Annotated in this window: 12 protein-coding genes; 3 read left to right on the top strand and 9 right to left on the bottom strand. The window is 38.0% G+C overall.

All coding sequences use genetic code 11. The features are described from left to right. Nucleotides 1-419: 419 nt before the first annotated feature. Both pyrE and rph read right to left on the bottom strand, forming a co-directional pair. The gene (pyrE, locus tag H5232_RS08205; protein WP_182739715.1) at nucleotides 420-1064 is read right to left on the bottom strand and encodes an orotate phosphoribosyltransferase; all 645 of its coding nucleotides are present in this window, start codon (nucleotides 1062-1064) and stop codon (nucleotides 420-422) included. A gap of 20 nt (nucleotides 1065-1084) precedes the next feature. Further along, a complete protein-coding gene (gene rph / locus H5232_RS08200; RefSeq protein ID WP_145237114.1) occupies nucleotides 1085-1798 on the bottom strand; it encodes a ribonuclease PH in 714 nt (237 codons plus the stop codon). A gap of 178 nt (nucleotides 1799-1976) precedes the next feature. Here rph and H5232_RS08195 point away from each other — a divergent pair, with 178 nt between their 5' ends. After that, on the top strand, nucleotides 1977-2837 hold the full coding sequence (locus H5232_RS08195) for a YicC/YloC family endoribonuclease (protein ID WP_145237110.1): 861 nt from the start codon (nucleotides 1977-1979) through the stop codon (nucleotides 2835-2837). Nucleotides 2838-2904: 67 nt separating this feature from the next. Here H5232_RS08195 and H5232_RS08190 read toward each other — a convergent pair whose 3' ends face one another. After that, nucleotides 2905-4902: a response regulator gene (locus tag H5232_RS08190; RefSeq protein ID WP_182718102.1), complete on the bottom strand. Its 1998-nt coding sequence runs from the start codon at nucleotides 4900-4902 to the stop codon at nucleotides 2905-2907. A gap of 168 nt (nucleotides 4903-5070) precedes the next feature. Between H5232_RS08190 and yvcK the strand changes: the two genes are divergently transcribed. Next, the gene (gene yvcK / locus H5232_RS08185) at nucleotides 5071-5943 is read left to right on the top strand and encodes a uridine diphosphate-N-acetylglucosamine-binding protein YvcK (protein WP_182739713.1); all 873 of its coding nucleotides are present in this window, start codon (nucleotides 5071-5073) and stop codon (nucleotides 5941-5943) included. On the opposite strand, the gene H5232_RS08180 is transcribed toward yvcK, so the two are convergent. Then, on the bottom strand, nucleotides 5940-6272 hold the full coding sequence (locus H5232_RS08180; protein WP_149980674.1) for an Hpt domain-containing protein: 333 nt from the start codon (nucleotides 6270-6272) through the stop codon (nucleotides 5940-5942). The two genes, yvcK and H5232_RS08180, sit on opposite strands and share 4 nt — an antisense overlap. Nucleotides 6273-6293: 21 nt before the next feature. Between H5232_RS08180 and H5232_RS08175 the strand changes: the two genes are divergently transcribed. Beyond that, on the top strand, nucleotides 6294-7319 hold the full coding sequence (locus tag H5232_RS08175; protein ID WP_182739712.1) for a glycosyltransferase family 4 protein: 1026 nt from the start codon (nucleotides 6294-6296) through the stop codon (nucleotides 7317-7319). Here the strand turns inward: H5232_RS08175 and H5232_RS08170 are convergent. The 5 genes from H5232_RS08170 to H5232_RS08150 form a co-directional block, all read right to left on the bottom strand. Then, the gene (locus H5232_RS08170; RefSeq protein ID WP_182739711.1) at nucleotides 7314-8717 is read right to left on the bottom strand and encodes a sigma-54 dependent transcriptional regulator; all 1404 of its coding nucleotides are present in this window, start codon (nucleotides 8715-8717) and stop codon (nucleotides 7314-7316) included. The two genes, H5232_RS08175 and H5232_RS08170, sit on opposite strands and share 6 nt — an antisense overlap. 97 nt (nucleotides 8718-8814) lie before the next feature. Further along, on the bottom strand, nucleotides 8815-10275 hold the full coding sequence (locus H5232_RS08165) for a SpoIIE family protein phosphatase (RefSeq protein WP_149980671.1): 1461 nt from the start codon (nucleotides 10273-10275) through the stop codon (nucleotides 8815-8817). Nucleotides 10276-10282: 7 nt separating this feature from the next. After that, on the bottom strand, nucleotides 10283-10987 hold the full coding sequence (locus H5232_RS08160; protein ID WP_182732256.1) for an AAA family ATPase: 705 nt from the start codon (nucleotides 10985-10987) through the stop codon (nucleotides 10283-10285). Further along, on the bottom strand, nucleotides 10984-13068 hold the full coding sequence (locus H5232_RS08155; RefSeq protein WP_182718096.1) for an SLBB domain-containing protein: 2085 nt from the start codon (nucleotides 13066-13068) through the stop codon (nucleotides 10984-10986). The genes H5232_RS08160 and H5232_RS08155 overlap by 4 nt, the downstream gene beginning before the upstream one ends. A 4-nt stretch (nucleotides 13069-13072) precedes the next feature. Further along, nucleotides 13073-13927 (bottom strand): OmpA family protein, encoded by an 855-nt coding sequence (locus tag H5232_RS08150; protein ID WP_182718095.1) that lies wholly within the window; start codon nucleotides 13925-13927, stop codon nucleotides 13073-13075. Nucleotides 13928-13931: the final 4 nt, after the last annotated feature.

Here is a 13931-nt window from a genome sequence, read left to right as displayed (position 1 = left end):
CTGTACGAGTGCCCACACAGATGATTGCTTTATATTGTTAAAGAACGTTGCGGTTAAAGTTAAACTTTATCTCGCTAGGGCTGCGCATATTACGCTTTCCTATTTTTTTGTCAACACTTAATTTTAAACTTTCTTAATAATCTAAACTCAAGTTTTACTCGACTAACTGATTAACTCTTGCCTCGCTAAGCGTTGCTGTCTGCCGTCTCAGTGGGGTCGCATTATAGGGCGCGGCGAATTTTACGCAAGCGTTTTTTAAAGAAAACTTGAAATAAAGTGCTGTTCGGTTATGATTCATACCAAACACCACAAAATCTATACTTAATTTACGTTTTAATAACTCAATCACGCGACATAACATAAAAAAGCCCAGTGAAATTCACCGGGCTTTTTTTGCTAAATTCAATAAACAATTTAGGTTAAGCAATACCGTATTGCTCTCGGTAGGCTTTTACAGATGCTAGGTGCTCATTCATAGTACCTTTGCTTTCAAGATAACTAATAAGATCGGCCAGTTTTACTATCGAAACAACTTTAGTAGCAAAGTCACGTTCTACTTCTTGAATTGCAGAAAGCTCAGCTTTACCTTTTTCTTGACGATCAAGAGCTATTAGTACACCACTTAGATCCGCACCATTTTCTGCAATGATTTCCATAGACTCACGAATAGCTGTGCCAGCAGTGATCACGTCATCTACTAACATGATTTTGCCTTTTAGCTCAGAGCCTACTAATGTGCCGCCTTCACCGTGTGCTTTCTTCTCTTTACGGTTAAAGCAATAAGGCACATCTTTATTGTGATGATCTGCAAGTGCTACTGCGGTAGTTGTTGCAATTGGAATACCTTTATAAGCAGGACCGAATAAAACATCATATTCAATGCCTGCATCTTCAAGGGCGGCAGCATAAAAACGACCAAGACGTGCAAGGTCACGACCTGTATTAAACAAACCCGCATTAAAAAAGTAAGGGCTAGTACGGCCAGACTTTAAAGTAAACTCACCAAACTTTAACACCTGTTTTTCTAAGGCGAATTCAATAAACTCTATTTGATAATCTTTCATTACTATAAACCTATTACTTATTAAGCTAATGCTTGCTTCTGAACGTCAATGATTTCGCGGATTGAATGCTTCGCAAGAGTGAGTAATTCATCAAGCTCATCAAACGAGAAAGGTTCGCCCTCGGCTGTACCCTGCACTTCAATAATTTTACCTGTTTCGGTCAAAATTACGTTCATATCTGTTTCAGCGTCAGAATCTTCTAAATATTCTAAATCGCTAATAGCTTGGCCTTTATAAATACCTACCGAAATAGCTGCAATCATAAATTTAAGAGGATTTGAATTGATCATACCCTTGCTACGCATATGTGTTAACGCATCGACTAGAGCAACACAAGCACCACTGATTGATGCAGTACGAGTTCCGCCATCAGCTTGAATAACATCACAATCAATAGTAATGGTATTTTCGCCTAACGCTTTTAAATCAACTGCGGCACGAAGTGCGCGTGCAATTAAACGTTGAATTTCCATAGTACGACCGCTTTGCTTGCCACGCGCCGCTTCACGGCCATTTCGGGTATGGGTAGAGCGCGGTAACATACCGTACTCAGCTGTGATCCAGCCTTTACCTTGGCCTTTCATAAAACGCGGTACACCTGATTCAACAGTGGCTGTACAAAGTACTTTTGTGTTACCAAACTCAACCAACACAGAGCCTTCAGCATGCAAAGTGTAATTACGTGTAAATGTAACCGGTCTAATTTGGTTAGGTGTTCTTTCGCTTGGACGCATTCACGATCCCCTTAATTCAGAATTTCCCACATTATATGTATATATAGCTGTAGATGCCATGCTGATTTAAACAAAAGCAAATTGTAAAATTCGCAGCAACAAAAATTTCCGCTAGAGCTTAACCAGTGTTACGGTATAATCACTTTTAATATTGTTTAATAAAACTAGGAAACCATCCATGATCCACAGTATGACTGCTTACGCGCGTCGCGAAATAAAAGGCGATTGGGGCACTGGCACGTGGGAAGTTCGTTCAGTTAACCAACGCTACCTTGAAACCTTTATTCGCGCACCTGAGCAATTTCGTGGCATGGAGCCGGTGATCCGTGAGCGCCTACGTAAACATTTACAACGCGGCAAGGTTGAAGTGTTCTTAAAGTTTGTGGCAAACCCAGCCCATGTTGGTGAGCTTTCAATTAATGAGGCGTTGGCTGCACAACTGATCAATAGCGCCAAATGGGTGCAACAACAAAGTAATGGCGATATTAATCCTGTCGACATCTTACGTTGGCCTGGTGTTATGGAAGCTGAAGAACTAGATATGGATAGCGTTAACACCGCACTCATTGCTGGTTTTGATCAAGTGATTGAAGATTTTAAATCTGCACGTGGCGATGAAGGCGCTAATCTTGAAGAAATGATAGCCACTCGTCTTGATGCTATTTTAGAGCAAGTAGCGATAGTTGAAACTCACATGCCAGAAATTGCCAAATGGCAGCGTGAAAAATTAGCACAAAAATTAGAAGATTTAACTGCAAATATTGACGAAGCTCGCCTTGAGCAAGAGCTCATCTACCTTGCACAAAAACAAGACGTAGCTGAAGAACTAGACCGTTTAAAATCTCATGTCAAAGAAACTAAAAAAATCCTTAAAAAAGGTGGCGCTTGTGGTCGTCGTTTAGATTTCATGATGCAAGAGTTTAACCGCGAAGCGAACACCCTCGCCTCTAAATCAATCAATAGTGATATTACCAATGCAGCGGTTGAGCTTAAAGTGTTGATTGAGCAAATGAGAGAGCAGATCCAGAATATAGAATAACAAAATTAAAAAAGGCCGTAATTTAAACTCATTACGGCCTTTTTTAATCTGTTGTTATTTATGCGCACTACAGCGAGTTTAAAGATGCTTTTAGAGTCTCAAACTTAATTGGTTTGGTCAGTACTTTATTTATGCCGACTTTAAAGCACGATGCTTTATCGTCGGTTGCGGCATTGGCGGTGAGTGCGTAAATAGGAATATCGCTTAATAATTCATTACGTATGTATTGTGTAGCAGTTAACCCATCCATCGTTGGCATCATAATATCCATTAAAATTAAATCAAACTTTTTGAGCTTCATAAATTCAATCGCTTCGGCGCCATCATTAGCTATTGTCACTTTATGATTTAATTTTTGTAAGAACGCTTTAATTAATACCTGATTGGTTTTGTTGTCTTCAGCAACGAGGATCGATAAAACAGGATGCTCTGCAGATAGTTCAGGCTTCATTTCACTAATAGGTGCTTCTGCAAATGGAATTAAAATAGTAAAAGTACTGCCAAGCCCAAGTTGCGTATCAACAGTAATTGAGCCCCCCATTAACTCAATTAGGTTTTTTGAAATACTTAACCCAAGACCAACTCCTTCATTCTTTCTGTTAATGCCATCGTTAACTTGCCTGAAAGGCTGAAATATAAAAACCAAATCTTTTTTTGCGATACCAACACCAGAGTCTTGGACAGTAAAGTTAAGCTTTCCATCAACAATACTTACGCATAGTAAAATACGTCCAGAGCGCGTAAATTTGAATGCATTTCCAATAATATTAAAGAGTATTTGCCCTAATCTAAACTCATCTCCCATTATTAAGGTAGGTATGTCGTCACTTATTGATACTGAGAAGATAATATCGTCACTGTCTTCTATTATGTGTAACTGCCCTACTATATTTTCTATTAATAATTTTACATTAAGAGGTTTGTTAACCAATAAAATTGTTCCTGATTCGATTTTTGAAAAATCAAGCACATCAGTGATTAGGCCATATAGAATATCAGCGCTTGAATTAGCATAGTCCAGCCACTGTCGTTGTTCTTTAGTGAGCTCAGTATCCAGTAATAACTCTATCATCCCCATAATCGCATTCATTGGAGTACGGATCTCGTGTGACATGATCGTTAAAAACTTTGACTTGGTTTGACTGGCCTCTTCAGCTTTTAATTTTTCACTTTCAAGTGCGGCCTCTCGCTCTTTTGAAAAAGTAATATCTTTGGCAATCCCTAAATAACCAATAAAATTTCCCTGATCGTCAAACTGCGATTTGCCATTAAGAGATACCCAAAGGGGCTTAACTGCATAAACTTCAAATTCAAAACCACTAAAATCGTCATACTCTGCAAGTAAAGCTGAGAATTGCTGCCATTTCAGTGTGTTTTTTCGCTCATTAATAGTGAGTAAATTATCAATTTTTTTATTAATAAAAAGTTGAGCGTAAGTGTTATTTTCGCTTTCAATATTATTAACGCTAATAAACGTCATATTAAGATCTGTGCGCCAAAACCACTCACTAGCAAGCTCTTTAAATAAACTAGAGAGTTGAGAAAATTTATCAAGCAGTAAAATAGATTGGTGAGTTTGAGCGTGTAACTTCATTAAGTTCAAAAAAGCATAGAACGCCTGTTGAAAAAACAGCTTTATAAGATCTGAACCTACAACGTCACTGACCCCATTTATGTCTACATTAGTAAAAATAAATATGCCTTGCTCATTGGAGGTGCTAACACTTATCAATAAAGACGCTTTAAGTGCAGTTTTGGCATTGCCCTCTAAAAAATTAAATTCGAGATCTTCTGACGGATTGTTACAAAATGCATAGCTATTTTTTAATACCTGTAAAAACAATCTGCAATGCGGCCATTTCTGATCATAAAAATCAATATTGCTAGTGCCTATAGTTTGATAATGCTTATCAATTTTTTGTAGGATTATACAATCTTGATAATGAAGCAACGGCTGCAAAAAAGCGGAGATAGTCGCTAAAATATCAATTTCATCATTACATTGAGATAATGACTCTAACTGACTTTGTAATTCACTAACAGTAATTAAATCACTATTTTGCATACCGGTTTCCCCACTTAAAATGCATCGCGTTTTGCAAAAAAACTTAAGCCGATGACATGACTATTTAATATAGAACAAAATTCAATATAAATCATTGAGTTATTTTTTTTGCTAGAGTGGAATGATTTCTGCTTAATTAATGTAAATAACAAACACCAAGGCAAAACGATGAAAATAGTTTGCATAGGCGGTGGGCACGGATTGGCACAAGTTTTAAGCGCAATAAAACCTTTGTGTAATAACTTAACAGCAATCGTTGCAACCACCGATAATGGCGGCAGGACGGGTAGGATTAGAGAAGCACAAAATTGCATCGCCCTTGGTGATATTCGCCGTTGCTGTGTTCAACTAGCGGGTGAAGGTTCAATTGCTCATTCTGTGTATGAACACAGATTTACGAGCGGCGATATTGAAGGTCACAGCTTAGGTAATTTAACTCTTTTAGGTTTGACTCAAGTTATGGCCTCTCCTACTCAGGCTATTGCATGCTTTAATAAACTACTTGGTAATTGTGAAACCGTTTTACCCATGTCTGATATACCAACAGACTTAGTCGCTGAGCTTGATAACGGTGAAAAAGTGTTTGGTGAGTGTGCGATAGATGCCTTAAATTTACTACCTGAGAAAGTATATTTATCTAAAAAAGTACCTGCATCACCAGGCGCTGTTGAAGCTATTTTAAATGCTGACTTAGTGATTATTGGCCCTGGCAGTATCATAACCAGTATTATGCCCGCTTTTTTAATCGACGATATTGCACTCGCTATTCAAAAAACCTCTGCGTGTCGTGTATTTATTGAAAATACAGCGCAAGAGAACAGTGTAATGCAATACACTCATAGTGCAGGTATTGATTGGTTACAAAAAAAGCTCGGCGCTAAAATATACGATTTAAGTATTTCTCCTCCAGCGATTATGGAAATTTTGCAACACGGGAATAAATGCAATAAAACGGGTAAACATTTACATAATATCGATGAGTTAAATAATGTATTTTCAGAATTATTAAAAAGCTCTTTTAATGCAGAAAAACACGCTTAAGCGTTATTAACTAATTGATTAATTTGTTGAAAAGTTTTTTTACTTTGCGAGTCAGCTAATTTTAACAAAGTCCTAACCTCTGGGTTTAAGCCATTGGTCTTAACTTTTTGCTCAATCAGCTGACATGTTTGTGCTAGATGTATTGCACCAAAGCTATAGCTACTGCTTTTTAAGCTATGTGCATGAAGCTCTATATCATTAGTGTTGGTTGAGTTAAGCATTTGTTCTACTAATTTTTTAGACTCGTCAACAAACACTTTGAGTAACTCAATAGCCATGCTGTCGCCAACATCATATTTTAGCTGTTCTATTACAGATATATCTATCATATTTTTCTTTTGAGGTTCGTTATGAATTGCCAGATTATTTTGTTTGTTGACTCTTCCATGATCGGTGGTATTGAAACCCACATCGTGGAACTACACAAACTACTCAGTAAAAATAACGTTTCTTGCTCTGTTTTATTTTATAAAAATCATGGCAATAATGATTTTTATACGTTACTTGATAAGCAAAGCATACGCTATGATTTTCTGCAAGGCACACCTTCGAGTTTAATTAAGCAATTGCGCCGCTACGATGACAATACAGTTATTCATACCCATGGTTATAAAGCGGGTATTTTAGGCCGTTTAGCCTGTAAACTTACTCATAAACATTGTATAAGCACTTACCACGCAGGTGATGCTGGGACAGGTAAAATGTGGCTATATAACAAACTAGACCTGTGGCTTTCATGTTTATCAACCAACTTTGCAGTCTCAGAGCAAATCAGCAAAACAATTAAGAATGCCACATTACTAGAAAACTTTATTGATATCAAAGAACCACCTACGGTTAACTTTTCCTCATCCCCTCTTAGAATTGGATTTGTTGGCCGGTTATCGTATGAAAAAGCTCCTGATATTTTTTATACCTTAGCCGAAAGTATGCAAAACAGTAACAATGTGATGTTTCACCTTTTTGGCGACGGTCCGATGCGCAATACCATCCCGCAACTGGAAAACTTACACTATCATGGTTTAACCAATCGCGACGATATTTGGCATCAAATCGATGTGTTGCTTATCTGCTCAAGAGAGGAAGGTTTACCCATGACATTACTTGAGAGCATGGCGCACCATAAAATCGTAATTAGCAGTCCTGTTGGCGCCATCCCAAGTATCATAAAAAATAATACGAATGGCTTATTAATGAAAACAGGTGACGCACAAGAGTGTCAAAATTGTATTAACGCACTTTTAATACAGTCTCCTGATCAAAAAAGCGCTATGGCACAAGCCGCTTACGTCATGCTTAAAGAAAGGTTTTCTGGTAAAAACCAATTTTTGTTATTACAAAATGCGTACACCGCAAAATCACGCTTACGCTTATAAGTTTTCTTCCCAGCTTTTAATTTTTCTATAAAGGGTAGAAGGGCTAACTTCAAGTAATGCTGCTGCTTTGGGAATATTTGTTGAACATATTTTTATAACACGTTCTATATAGTCTTTTTCTGCTAACCAAAGTGCTTTTATATCACTTTCAATTTGCGGTAACTCTTCAAATTCTTGTATTTTAGTATGAGTAAAGCTTTCGTTTGGCTTGTAATTTGGTATTTCTTTCTGAGAGCTTTGTGGCAAGCTGGGCAACATATTTACATCAATCCACTCTTGGGCATTGAGCACTAAAATATTGCGGATCACATTTTCTAACTGTCTCACGTTACCAGGCCAATCATATTGAGCCAGTAAGCGCTTTACATCCTCTGTAATGCCTTTGTACGGATGTTGCTCTTCGCGAGCTATTTTGATAAACAAAGCTTCTGCTATCTCAATAATGTCTGTACTGCGTTCCCTTAATGGTGGCAACTCAATAGGGATCACATGCAATCTATAATATAAGTCTTCTCGAAACCGTCCGGCTTCGACCTCAACAAGTGGATCTCTGTTGGTTGCACACACAAATCGTACATCAACTTTAACAACTTTTTCACTGCCTACTTGCTGATAAGTGCCGGTTTGAATAAAACGCAACAGCTTACTTTGTAAGTTGACGTCCATTTCGCATAGCTCATCTAAAAATAAGGTACCGCCATCAGCTTGACCCGCAGCCCCGAGACGATTCGCAATAGCTCCTGTAAATGCGCCCTTTAAGTGACCAAAAATTTCACTTTCAATTAAATCTTTAGGGATCGCAGCACAATTTAACGCAACAAAAGGCTTATCAGCGCGATTCGATGCTTGATGTACCGCTCGTGCACAGAGCTCTTTTCCTGTGCCACTTTCACCGGTAATGAACACCGTAGCTTTACTTACCGATGCCGAGCTAATTATTTGATAGACAGATTGCATCTGCTTTGAACTACCAATCAAATCAAAATATCGACCATTTTCGTAGGTATTTTTATATTTCGTGACGGTTTGTTTTAGGTCTTTTATTTTTAGCGCATTGTTTATTGTAATACGAAAGCGCTCTGCCTCAACGGGCTTTTCTAAAAAGTCACTGGCACCGAGCTTGATCGCTTGAATGGCCATTTCTTTTGTCGCATGACCAGTTAAAACAACAACCTGAGGAGAATTATCAGGAGCTAACTTGGCTAAAATATCTAAACCATTCATGTCTGGTAACATGACATCTAATACGATTAGATCAGGCTTTATTTTATCAATAATCGCTAAAGCACTTGCACCATCATTTGCCACCAGAGTATTAACACCTGTAGGAACTAGATAAGATTGATACAACATAGCGAGCGACTGGGTGTCTTCTACAATGAGTATTGTTGGTGGCATAATCCCTTTCCTTTTAGCAGCCCGCTAAGAATTATTTAGATAAAAAATATTAACTTATGAATGTTAAGTTAACTATAGTTACCTCATTAAATCAAATTCAATTAATTATTATTAGTGATGCATCATCAATTTCTTTGGAGAGTGTCACTTGCGAGTTTTTCCATAATGAGTGGGCAAAGTCCTCAGCAGAGTTGCTCTGTGTTGGGATTATTGTTTTTAACTCAGCCATTTCATCTTTGTCAGTAAAGCGATTATCGGTCCAACCATCCGTATAAAGTAAAATATGTTCAATATTTTCTAATTCAGCTTCATAAAGGGTGTATTGATGATCATTAGAAAGGCCTAACAATGGACCGGTTCCCTTTAATTGAGATATTTTTCCATCTTTATCAATAATAACTGGCGGTGGATGTCCGGCATTAAGCCAATACAATTTATTATTTTCTAAAAAACAAATTACCAGTGTAACTAAACTCGATTTGCATAGTTGCTGCTTATAAAGCGCATTATTAAGCGCCACCAGCATGTCTTGATATGCCAATCCAGTTGCTAAAAAGCCACTGATAAAGCCTTTAATCGCAAAGCTTTCTTTAAGTGCTTGCAAGCCGTGCCCCATCATATCACCGAGGATAAAAGCAGTCCCTTCATCATTAATCGGCATAAAAAAGTCACCACCGTTACCGACCGCAATTGAACCAAAAATATGCGCTGTTTTATTATTAGCTAATAACACTTTTGATGGTGTTAAGCCAAATGTGCTCTGATACGATAAGTAAGCGAACCGGTGCGTTACCCTTTCAATACTTTGCAAAAGCTTATTTTTTTTCACTGGTTTAATTAAGTAATCATCGACTCCTAAGCGATTAATTTTACTGATCACTTCTTCGCTGTCATCACCGGTTAACATCACTACCGATAATTGTGATTTGAGATTAGATTTATTTAGTTTTTCTAATAATGGCTCACAAGTGCCTTTTTTTAGTTGGTGATCAAGTAATAAAATACTGGCATCAGAGGTTAAAATAGCCTGCCAACCCGCCTCAATATTTTCGCAGGTGATCACTTGAAACTTGTCTTGAAGATAGGCGCTCATTAATGCAAGCTGGACAACATCATCATCAACATAAATAATACTTGGCCTTTTATCTATGTTAATCAAAGGAAAGGAAAAATAATTTTTAGAGGCTATTGTTTCATACGTTGCATCTGCAAAGTAATGACGAATTAACTCAACCCCCATTCCACCTTCAACTAATTCATGCGATTCGATTGTCCAAGATGAGTCATTTTTTTTGAATAAATTATAAGGCTTCAATTCATCTACAAACGTTAAATGATATGTGTCAGTATTCGTTTGGCTGATGCGCAACATAATAACGTGCTCATCCCCCTGATTATGCCTAATCAAATTAGTGAGGTACTCCGTTGCAACTAAACCGGCAGCATCCGCTTCATCCCGTTTTACTGATAATGCACCCAACACATGTTTTAACACTTGGCGTATCTCGGTTAACGTTGGCCATAACAATTCAAAGCGTCGTTCAAATAATATATCCATAAAGACCTCAATAATGCTTAAACAGCCACTTTTGCCTGTTGATTTTGTTTGTTAAAAACGTACATACTCTTGGCCATTGAGGTCTATATCTTTGTAAAAGTAATAGCATTCGTTCACCCAAAGGTGCAAAACTATATTGGCTCACTAATAATTTAATATTGCTATGGCCAGCTTGTTTAAGCTCTGCAACGCCGTTACACAAAGACTCTTCATCATTAACACCTAAACCAACTGTTACTAAAGTCAGTTCGCTACATAAACTTAAAGAGTGTAGCGGAATATTATTGCGATTGAGCTTTAACGCAGGAGACATATCAAGTAACACATAATCATATTCTTGTTTTAAACGGATCACAGCCTCATTGAGTACATGTTTATTTTTAGCCGAATCAATGGACTCTAAATTATGTATGCTCAAAATATCTATCCCCTGATAAGGTAATACACTTAACTGGCAAGAAATATCATCAAATCGCCATAGCTTAGTTAAGCTAGATAACTGCTTATCTAAGCGAAACGAACTAATGGGGTTAAGATCAATCACCAATACTGACTTATGTTGACTAACTAATCGCTGGGCAACACTGCTACACGCCGTTGATGAACCTTCGCCACCATACAGCGAAATAAATGTAACGCATCGTGCATCACTATCAACGAGGGTATTACAAATCGTTTCTAGCTCATGATACTGCTCTGGAATTAACTTCATAAACTCACCACTAAAGCAATTATTGTTATAAAATCTAAGAAATTATCTTTAAATTGACTTAATAGATCTTGCCCCTTATCTGGTACATATAAAGTATCGCCAGCCCTTAATACCGGAATATTTGCCGAGTTTGGTGATTTTATAAATGCTTCAAGATTGAATACTCGAGACTGCTCTTTACAACAAGAATGATTAACCACAACAATTTTATCAATGAGTGCGGAACTTGATGGCCCACCCGCTTCAGCTAATACATCTAAAATAGACATAGTGTCATCAAAGTTATAGCGACCCGGCTTTTGCACTGCCCCCATAATACGAACCACTCTCTCTTTAGGTGTACGTAACCAGTCTTTATCTTTTTCAGGAATAAAAATAGTGTCTCCGGGCAACACATGTGGAAAGAGAGTTTCATCTCCGGTTTCAAAATACAGAGCTAAATCAAGCTTGCTAACCTTGGCACTATTACCATTACGGTGCGTTACTCTTATGTTGCGAATATCAGCATTGCCATTAGGGCCATCTGCAGCGGCTAAAATATCAATAAAATGCATATTATCATTAAACGCGTAGCGCCCAGGAGAGCCCACTTGACCCATAATATAAATAGACTTACTCGACGCTTGGCGTATCCATTGTGATTTATTATCGCCAGGGTCAACTGGCAACTCCTCTACAATCACTGTATCGCCTGCGATCAAATTTGGTAGCGCTGTTTTTCCATCAGTAATAGTGTACTTTTCGAGGTCGAAACGCTGAGTGACATCACCATTACGTAATATTTTAATATCATTAATATTGGCCCCTTTGGTTGGCCCGCCCGCATGAGCTAATAAATCGGTAAAATCCATTTCATCACTCCATTCATAACGTCCGGGAGATTGAATGGCACCAATAATTTTAATCGCACGTTTAGTCGGAATTTTTAACCAGCTTTTTTCGTTTACATCTGTTTTTTCGGGCACGAAAATAACATCACCAGGATTTAAATCAGGTACTTTTGTCGTAATGCTACCTTCACTGTAACCTTGTAAATCAAATAAAATACTTTCACCTTGCGGGGTTAATATTTTTATCTGTCGCGTTTCTGCAAAGCGTGTTGGCCCCCCTGCATTAGCTAAAATATCTAGAAAATTGGTACTATCTGCAGCCTCGTAAGCTCCAGGCTTTTGCACTTCCCCCATGATATAAACAGTCCGAGAAGTGGTGTTTACATCATCGACCATTATTGGCACATATATGGTTGAACCAGCTTTGAGAAGCGGCATATTCTTATCAGTGGGTTTATCTAAATATGCTTTTAAATCAAATATCACTGGGGACTTATCGACAATGACTCTAATTTTAGTCACATCAGCATAGCGTGTTACTCCCTCGGCACGCATTAATGCATCTAAGATGGTCATATTTTCTTTAAACGAAAAGCTACCAGGATTATGTACTTCGCCCAAAATTGTAATAGCGCTATTGTCACTGGCATCTCCCGTTGCGCTAAGTGTTTGTGCATCAAAGTCTATTTGTACATTACCAAGTAAAGGAGATACCGGTACAAACACCGTATCTTCACTTTTAAGGGTTGGAAGTAAGCTAATATTACCTGTATCTAAATAGGCTTTGTAATTAAACTCAATCACCTCATCGCCTCGTCTTATTTGCAAACGATCGAGCTGAGCGCCAGGCTTTAAACCATTCGCTTTAGCTATTACCATTTGAATATTACCATCATCAGGAATACTGACTTGGGAAGGCGTAATGACATAACCCATCACATTAATAAATATATCTCGGCTGCGGATCTCCACATAAAAGTCATCTATCGCAACAAACAACTCAGCCAAAACCGGTTTTAACTCAAGTTCGATTTGCGCCACTGTTTTATTGGCAACATTAAATTGCCCTACTTCAGGTATGTTGATCTGGCCTTTTTTATCTACTTCAAACGTGCCATCAAATTCAACCTCGCCAGGCACATATAAAAAGAGTTTATTACCCGCTTGCACAATTGAGTTATCCGCTTCATTTGCCGCAAAGCTGTTGGTCGCTAAAAAAAACAAAACAAATATTGTGAAAAAATATTTCATTATTTTACTCCTTTTTGCTTTGTATTATTTTAGTCCAGTTCATCAGCGCTTTAGCTTTATTGCTTTCTAAGCCTTGCGTGTTTGCGTCTAGAATTATTGCTTCAACTCTGCGGTCTGAATGACGTGTACTCTCAGTTTCTGCGGCATCACTGTAAGACTGCAAACTTCCTTGCGTTAGGGTTGTAATATTTTGCTGTGGCACGCCATAAACGCCAAGCCAATGCTTCACCGTATCGGCACGCTTAAGTGCCAACTCATAATTACTCCCTGAATCTCCAACCGCGTCAGTGTGACCCACAAGTAAAATATTAATACTGCCTAGTTGCTTCGCTAAATCTGCAGCTTGAGCAACTCGTACGGCATATTTAGGGGTTATTTCAAACGCATTAAATGCAAATTGATTATCGCTATTCAATAGCTGTGCAATTTGTTTTTTGATACTAAATGACGCAGGTTGCTCATTAGTCGTAGAGGCACAATCCGTAACTTTTCTAACCGTATCAAAGTGATTCGTTAACTGATTAAGCCCATGATAATGAATCAGTAAATCATGCTCAGCATCTTCCCACATTTGTCCAGCGATTAATCTACGAATACGATTTTCATAAATTTGTGCTTTTAATAGTTGCGCAGGCATACAAGCTTTAATATCTTGCGATTTTAATAACTCAAGTTTAAGTACAAGGTGTTCAAATTCACTCTTAACAACGTCCTCGGGCTGAGTGAAGTTTTCATCGTACTGCTCATCGGCTAATGGATAGTTTTGATACTTTTCAGCTAAGCCACCTTGGCCGTCATCAGGCCAAGAAGCACAGCCGCCTAAAAACATTATAATAACAATTACTATGCGTGCCTTCATTGTA

It is taken from the genome of Pseudoalteromonas sp. SG41-5, from assembly GCF_014164495.1.
GTDB classification, from domain to species: Bacteria; Pseudomonadota; Gammaproteobacteria; order Enterobacterales; family Alteromonadaceae; genus Pseudoalteromonas; species Pseudoalteromonas rhizosphaerae.
The sequence above is the reverse complement of the archived record's forward strand: the minus strand, read 5'-3'. Positions and strand labels throughout refer to the sequence as shown.